This is a genomic window from uncultured Agitococcus sp., assembly GCF_937920075.1.
Taxonomy (GTDB): domain Bacteria; phylum Pseudomonadota; class Gammaproteobacteria; order Pseudomonadales; family Moraxellaceae; genus Agitococcus.
The window spans coordinates 1-5,915 of the sequence record NZ_CALETI010000473.1 but is presented as its reverse complement, the minus strand read 5'-3'; the positions used below and the strand labels follow the sequence as shown (position 1 = coordinate 5,915).

The 5,915-nt window shown below is 41.9% G+C and carries 6 protein-coding genes; all 6 read right to left on the bottom strand.

The features are described 5' to 3' along the window. Positions 1-93: 93 nt before the first annotated feature. Positions 94-1,152 (bottom strand): sulfate ABC transporter ATP-binding protein, encoded by a 1,059-nt coding sequence (locus Q0212_RS16175; protein WP_297927426.1) that lies wholly within the window; start codon positions 1,150-1,152, stop codon positions 94-96. 3 nt (positions 1,153-1,155) lie between these two features. After that, a complete protein-coding gene (gene cysW, locus Q0212_RS16170) occupies positions 1,156-2,034 on the bottom strand; it encodes a sulfate ABC transporter permease subunit CysW (RefSeq protein ID WP_297927424.1) in 879 nt (292 codons plus the stop codon). 2 nt (positions 2,035-2,036) lie between these two features. Continuing rightward, entirely contained in the window at positions 2,037-2,858 is an 822-nt protein-coding gene (gene cysT, locus Q0212_RS16165; protein WP_297927422.1) for a sulfate ABC transporter permease subunit CysT, read from the bottom strand. A 19-nt stretch (positions 2,859-2,877) separates the two neighbouring features. Continuing rightward, on the bottom strand, positions 2,878-3,438 hold the full coding sequence (locus Q0212_RS16160) for an alpha/beta hydrolase (RefSeq protein ID WP_297927420.1): 561 nt from the start codon (positions 3,436-3,438) through the stop codon (positions 2,878-2,880). Between the two features lie 42 nt (positions 3,439-3,480). Then, positions 3,481-4,491 (bottom strand): porin, encoded by a 1,011-nt coding sequence (locus tag Q0212_RS16155; protein ID WP_297927418.1) that lies wholly within the window; start codon positions 4,489-4,491, stop codon positions 3,481-3,483. 219 nt (positions 4,492-4,710) lie between these two features. Further along, positions 4,711-5,697 carry a sulfate ABC transporter substrate-binding protein gene (locus Q0212_RS16150; RefSeq protein ID WP_297927416.1) on the bottom strand — a complete coding sequence of 329 codons (987 nt, stop codon included), beginning with the start codon at positions 5,695-5,697 and terminating at the stop codon, positions 4,711-4,713. Between the last annotated feature and the right edge of the window lie 218 nt (positions 5,698-5,915).

Sequence of the window (5,915 nt, the reverse complement as noted above, 5' to 3'; positions counted from 1 at the left end):
CAGCTCCCCCGACTCTGTACCTTGAGCAGAGTCGAAGGGTAACTTTATGAGCACTTACACGCTAATTTTGGCGAAGTGCGTAAGCTCTATTGATTAAGCTTTAGCAAACACCCTCACCTGAGCAGGTTTTAACCTGACTTGTTGACCTGCACTAATCGCTAATTCTTGTAGTTTTGGCCGTGTGACTTCGACCTCATAATGTTTGCCATCGCTGTCTTCTAACTCAACACGAATACTCGCCCCAAAGGCTAAAATACGACTAACGGTTGCCACTAAGCCCTCGCGTGATTGTGGGTCGGTGATAATTTCTAACTCGTGCGGACGGACAAAACCCAAGGCTTCTGCACCATGCGCCACATCATGCTCGCCCAACGGCAATACTGCTTCACCACTGTGCAAATGATTATCATGGACTCGACCATGAAATAAATTCACAGCCCCTAAAAAGCTATAAACAAACGGTGTGGCAGGATGTTCATAAACCTCTTGCGGTGCACCGAGTTGTTCAACATGACCTTGATTCATTAACACAATACGGTCAGCCACTTCTAGGGCTTCTTCTTGGTCATGGGTGACAAAAATACTGGTGATATGTAATTCATCGTGCAAACGGCGCAACCAACGACGTAATTCTTTACGCACTTTGGCATCTAAAGCGCCAAATGGTTCATCTAATAACAACACACGCGGTTCAACCGCTAAAGCACGCGCTAAGGCAATACGTTGGCGTTGACCACCTGATAATTGGGGTGGATAACGGTCAGCTAACCAATCCAGTTGCACTAAGTTTAATAGTTCATGGACTTTCTTTTTGATCTCTGACTCTGATGGGCGTTGTGCTTTAGGTTTCATACGTAAACCAAAGGCGACATTATCAAACACAGTCATGTGTTTAAATAAGGCATAATGTTGAAAGACAAAACCGACTTGGCGTTCGCGGACATGAGCTTGTGAAGCATCCTCACCTTCTAAAAATACCGAACCACTATCGGCACTTTCTAAGCCTGCAATAATCCGTAATAAGGTGGTTTTGCCACAACCTGATGGGCCTAATAAAGCCACTAATTCGCCAGTCGGAAACTCTAAACTGACATTATCTAAGGCAACAAAGTCACCAAAACGTTTGTTGATATTTTTAACTTCAATACTCATGATTTATGACTCAATAACGGTATCACGTTGTAAACGCCATTCGACAAAGGTTTTAATGACTAAGGTCACTAAGGCTAATAAGGCTAATAACGAGGCCACGGCAAAGGCAGCGGCAAAACTATATTCGTTATATAAAATTTCGACATGTAAGGGCATGGTATTAGTCATGCCACGAATATGGCCAGACACTACTGACACTGCACCAAACTCCCCCATTGCCCGCGCATTGGATAAAATCACACCATACAACAATGCCCATTTAATATTGGGTAAGGTGATATGCCAGAAAGTTTGCCAACCCGATGCGCCCAATACGACGGCTGCTTCTTCTTCCTCTTTACCTTGTGCTTGCATTAAGGGAATTAACTCACGGGCAACAAAGGGAAAAGTGACAAAGATGGTGGCTAAGACCATACCAGGGATAGCAAAAATAATTTTAATGTCGTTATCAAACAACCAATCACCAAACCAACCTTGTGCGCCAAAAATTAATACATAAATTAAGCCTGCAACCACAGGGGATACCGAAAACGGCAAATCAATGAGGGTGATTAATAATTGTTTGCCGCTAAATTCAAATTTGGTAATTGCCCATGCCGCAGCAATCCCAAATACTAAATTTAACGGTACAGAAATCACGGCAATGGTTAAGGTTAAAAAGATGGCTGATTTAGCATCAGATTCGATCAAGGCGGCTAAATAAACGTCCCACCCTTTACGAAACGCTTCGATAAATACCGTTGCTAATGGCAACACTAAAAACAAGACAAAAAAGCCCAAAGCTAAACTTAATAACGTCCAACGCACCCATGTCGGTTCACGAGTAGCTGAGGAGCTTTGATAACGCGGTTTATTTAAACTTTTGCCCACATATCCTGCCATGATTAACGACTCCCACGACGTGTTGTCCATGCTTGCAACACATTAATAGCCAATAACAAGATAAAACTAATCACCAACATCACTACCGCAATCGAGGTTGCACCTGCATAATCGTATTGCTCTAACTTGGTAATAATCATTAACGGGGTAATTTCTGACACCATCGGAATATTGCCTGCAATAAATATGACCGAGCCATACTCCCCCACCGCACGCGCAAACGCTAAAGCAAAACCTGTTAATAACGCAGGGGTTAAAATTGGTAACACCACATATCTAAAAGTTTGCCAACGATTTGCACCTAAACTGGCGGCGGCTTCTTCGAGTTCGGTTTCTAAATCTTGCAAAACAGGTTGTACGGTGCGTACCACAAACGGCAAACCAATAAACACTAAGGCAACCAATACGCCTAATGGGGTAAACGCGACTTTAATACCTAAAGGTTCTAAATATTGTCCCAACCAACCATTACCTGAATAAATTGCGGTTAAGGCTATACCTGCAACAGCGGTCGGTAAGGCAAAAGGTAAATCGACTAAAGCATCAACCAGTTTTTTACCAAAAAACTCATAACGCACTAGCACCCACGCAAAAATCAGCCCAAAAACGGCATTAATTAACGCTGCGCCTAAAGATGCGCCAAAGGTTAATTTGTACGAGGCGATCATGCGTGGTGAGCTAATAATCTCCCAAAACTCGGCAAAACTCAGGCTAAAGGTTTTAATAAATACCGCTGACAAAGGAATTAATACAATTAACGACAAATACACTAAGGTATAACCCAGTGATAAATGAAAGCCAGATAGCACACGATGCTGAGCCATGATGCTCTGTACTCCAAACTTAGGCAGATAACCGCCAAAAATCGACTAACTCTTGTTCGCTAAATTGTGAACAAAAATATTCAAATAACTCCATGCCTTGTGGCCATGCACCAAAGCCAGAAGCAACATTGATATGCCCCACATCACCCAAATTTATTAACTGACTGCCCCAAATCGTTGCCCATGCTTTGGCTTTTTCTAGCGACAAATACGGGTCAGTGGTGCTAGCGATTACTAAACTTGGTACAGGTAATGTGTCTGCCAATTCACTAACGGCAATCGCAAAACGCTGTGGATCAGCAGGGGCAACCAAAAATAGACCAGCGATTTTTTCAGGACTCATCAGAGCTGCTTTAACACTGATTAAACAACCAAAGCTGTGTGCCACTAACCAAACTTTTTCGCTGCTAGAAGTGGTAATGCTTTGTTGTAAACGCGATGTCCATGTGTTTAAGTCTGGGTAATGCCAATCATCTTGTTCGACGCGCTGTGCTTGAGGGTCTTGTAACTGCCACCAAGATTGCCAATGCTCTGCCTCACTACCATGTAAACCAGCAACAATTAAACGAGAGGTTTTCATACTTATGCTCCTCAAGAACAACGTCATCACGCTATGTACGACTTAAAACTTGTGTTCAACACCCAACGCTAAAGAGCTTTCTTCGATATCATTTGGTACAACAATCACCGCATCTTTTTTCACATCTTCACGGTTGGTGTACCACACAAAAGCACGCGTTTTAGTGGTTAGGTTATAATCAGCGCCAACACTAAATACATTCTTTTCAATGCTGTTACCTGCGGCAATTTTATTGGCATCGTCTGCTTCGGCACTGCTGTATTGGGCTTTTAAAACAATGTCATTAATCTTGTATGCTGCGCCCAACAAATAAGCTTTTTCACCATCATTACCGTCATATTTTTCATTGGTGCTATACAAGGCATTCACAGTTAAATCGGCAACGTTATAAGACACTGCTAAACGGTAACCATCACCTTCTCGTGTTGAGCCAAATAACGCTGTACGACCGACAATGCTCTGATTAACACCTAAAGCGGCATATAAACCTAATTCTTGATTGTCATAAACAATAGATGCTGATGAGCCATTAGTCGCTTTGCTAGCAACATCTTGAGTCTGGCTTAAAACATTCAATTGGAAGTTTTTAAAACTCGGTGATTCATAGCCAATGGCGTTATTGGCACGATCTTCACCTGCAATGGTAAATTCAATATCACCCAAGAAGTCATTAAATAAATCGGTTTTGCCTTGTGCGGTTTTTAAGTAGGTATCAAACTTACCAAATTTGAGTGTGCCTAAATCTTTATGTTTAATCCCCACATAACGATTGCGTTGCCCTAAATCATTACCCTCTCCGTCGGTATTAATTTGCCATTCAATACCATACACCGCACTTAATTTAGCGGTTAATTCATCTTCACCTTTAACACCAAAACGTGAGGCATTACTTTGTAAACGGGTGTAGTCTTCATCGTCTGTGGCAGGGTTTTGATTATCTTTTTGATAACTTTCCACCGAAACATTCAATTGACCATAAACTTTAGGGGCTGCTTGTACTTGACTAGCCACTAATACTGAAACAACAGACAAAGCTAAAGCGTGAAGCTTCATGATGAACTCCAAAAATATAAGATAAATGTGAAAAAGGGACTTAAGTGATAAGTTAACTTTTTAAGAGTGGTCAAAAAAGTTAGTTTCGGACTTACGCATTTCGCCGAAATTAGCGCGTTTTGCGAGCTAAAAATCGTTAAAAACGATTATTTAGCAAACAAATAAGCGATAACCGCGTAAGTCCTCTGTGAGTGGCGATACTTAATCCCCAAAACTGGATTAACGTTTGCTATAAATTTGATCGAAAACACCACCATCGGCAAAGTGTGCTTGTTGAGCAGCAGACCAGCCGCCAAAGTCTTTGACCGTAAACAACTTCACAGGAGCAAATTGGCTTGCGTATTTAGCTGCAATTTTCGGATCTGTCGGACGGTAATAATTGCGCCCCGCAATTTCTTGACCTTCAGGCGAATACAAATACTGCAAATAGGCATTGGCAATTTGGGTTGTGCCATGTTTTTTGGCATATTTATCAACGACTGCAACAGGTGGCTCGGCTAAAATAGAAACACTGGGCGTGACAATCTCAAATTTCTCTGGCCCTAACTCTTTGACGGCTAAGTAGGCTTCGTTTTCCCATGCCAATAACACATCACCAATCCCACGCTCAGCAAAGGTGGTTAACGAACCACGCGCGCCCGAATCTAAGACTTTGACGTTTTGAAACAGTTGTTTAACAAACTTTTGTGCGCTATCGGCATTGGCTTTAGGTTGGCGTAAGGCATAACCCCAAGCAGCTAAATAGTTCCAACGTGCACCACCTGATGTTTTAGGATTCGGCGTGACCACTTCTACGCCTGCTTTGACTAAATCATTCCAATCTTTGATTTTTTTTGGATTGCCTTTACGCACTAAAAAGACAATGGTTGAGGCATAGGGTGAGGCATTGTTGGGTAAGCGTTTTTGCCAGTTTTCGGCAATTAAACCCCGTTGAGCAATAGCATCAATGTCATACGCTAAGGCTAAGGTGACAACATCGGCTTCTAAACCATCAATGACCGAACGGCCTTGTTTGCCAGAGCCACCATGAGATTGTTTAAAACTAATCTCCTCGCCGCCTTTGGCTTGCCAATATTTGGCAAAAGCCACATTAAAATCTTGGTATAACTCACGGGTCGGGTCATAAGAGACATTTAAAAAGTCTTTGGCAAAAGCAGCATTACCAACACCTAACGCTAACAATACCACTAATAATTTTTTAGTCATGATTCGCTCTCAAGCTACAATTTGTTATCTTGAGGCGATCATAACTAAAACCATTAACAATAAAAAAGAATATATAAATCTATGTTTATAACAAAAAAGAATATCACTTTAAACGTTTAAAGAGTTCTTTCACAAAAGCAGCCGTTTCTAAGGGATACTCCAACGGAAACATATGTCCCCCTTGGGTATAATGTAATGAGACTGGCTGCTCTTGTGCC

Bases quoted from the DNA above. Each gene is read 5' to 3' on its own strand.
- cysW (WP_297927424.1), bottom strand. From the start codon at position 2,034: ATGGCAGGATATGTGGGCAAAAGTTTAAATAAACCGCGTTATCAAAGC.
- Q0212_RS16150 (WP_297927416.1), bottom strand. From the start codon at position 5,697: ATGACTAAAAAATTATTAGTGGTATTGTTAGCGTTAGGTGTTGGTAAT.
- Q0212_RS16155 (WP_297927418.1), bottom strand. From the start codon at position 4,491: ATGAAGCTTCACGCTTTAGCTTTGTCTGTTGTTTCAGTATTAGTGGCT.
- cysT (WP_297927422.1), bottom strand. From the start codon at position 2,858: ATGGCTCAGCATCGTGTGCTATCTGGCTTTCATTTATCACTGGGTTAT.
- Q0212_RS16175 (WP_297927426.1), bottom strand. From the start codon at position 1,152: ATGAGTATTGAAGTTAAAAATATCAACAAACGTTTTGGTGACTTTGTT.
- Q0212_RS16160 (WP_297927420.1), bottom strand. From the start codon at position 3,438: ATGAAAACCTCTCGTTTAATTGTTGCTGGTTTACATGGTAGTGAGGCA.